1 protein-coding gene is annotated in these 1,106 nt (G+C 61.4%); it reads right to left on the bottom strand.

Going from position 1 to position 1,106, the window contains the following annotated elements; genetic code table 11:
• Nucleotides 1-1,094, bottom strand: a 1,094-nt coding sequence (locus tag BW970_RS20245; protein ID WP_144039042.1) for a site-specific integrase, incomplete at its 3' end; no start/stop codon positions are given.
• Between the last annotated feature and the right edge of the window lie 12 nt (nucleotides 1,095-1,106).

Genomic DNA, 1,106 nt, shown 5'->3' with positions numbered 1-1,106 from the left:
CTGATCCGGTCATCAATGCCCGCCGCCAGCATTCTATCCTCGAAGGAATGGCGCAGCGAGTACATCGTGTGATGGTCGCTCTCCATGAGATTGTTCTCGCGCAGGAACTTGTTCACCGTGGCCGACAGGCTGGCACTGCTGTCGAGATACCGCGGGAACCCGTTTGGAAAGCCCTTCGCGGCGTCCAGCGACACGCCCAACAGGGGAATGGTGCGCCGGGCGTACTTGCTCTTGATATGCCGCCCCTCCGGTTCGATGGAGATATGGGGAACGGCATGATCCAGCCGGATCGTGTTGGAGGTCAGCGCCGCCAGTTCCGAGGGCCGACAGCCGGTGTTCACCATCAGGAGCAGGATCGTTCGGGCTTCGGGGTTCAGCCCATCCAGGGCGCCGGGGGCCAGCAGCTTGTCCTTGATCCATGCAACCGAGAACGGGGGCTTCTTCTTCGCATCGCCCTCCTTGAAGGACAGATCGGTCAGCGGCAACACCAGGCCGAGGCGCTTCATCCGGTTGACGGTCTTGAGAACGTCACCGAGATGGATCAAGTCCTTGTTGGCGCTGTTCGGCGTCAGGTCTTCTTCTTCCAGCCGCTCCATCCACCAGTCGCGGAAGTCGAGCATGTCATCGCCGGAAATCTCGCCCAAAGCCTTGTCCCCGACAACGGAGATGAAGTTCTTGATGGCCTTCTTTCTGGGGTTCTCCCAGCGGCGCATCTGGTCGTCGGACTTGCCGATGGTCTTGTCCTTCGCCAGCGTCCAGTAAATCTCAAGCGCGCGGGATACGGTGATGACAGGCGGCCTGGCGCCACCAAGCAAGGCTTCGGCTTCCTGCTGATCGACCTTGCCACGCCGCGTCGGAACCACCTCGACTCGCTTGAGGATGTCATCGACCGGCAGGGATGCCACCTGGCGTGCGCTCAGATAGCGATATCCGCGTCTTGCCGCGAGTTCCTTGGCATGGGGCAGCCTGTCCTCGGCTTCGGCGCCTGCACCAGCCATCTTCGCTTCCCATGCCTCGATCAGTTCCTGCCAGACCTGATCGGCCTTGGTCTTCGCCACACTCTCGGAATCGGTGTGCAGGCTGATCAGGATCATCTCGCGCTGCTC

This window comes from Gemmobacter megaterium (assembly GCF_900156815.1).
In the GTDB taxonomy this organism is placed as follows: domain Bacteria; phylum Pseudomonadota; class Alphaproteobacteria; order Rhodobacterales; family Rhodobacteraceae; genus Wagnerdoeblera; species Wagnerdoeblera megaterium.
Note: the sequence above shows the minus strand (reverse complement) of the source record. Positions and strands in the feature narration are given on the sequence as shown.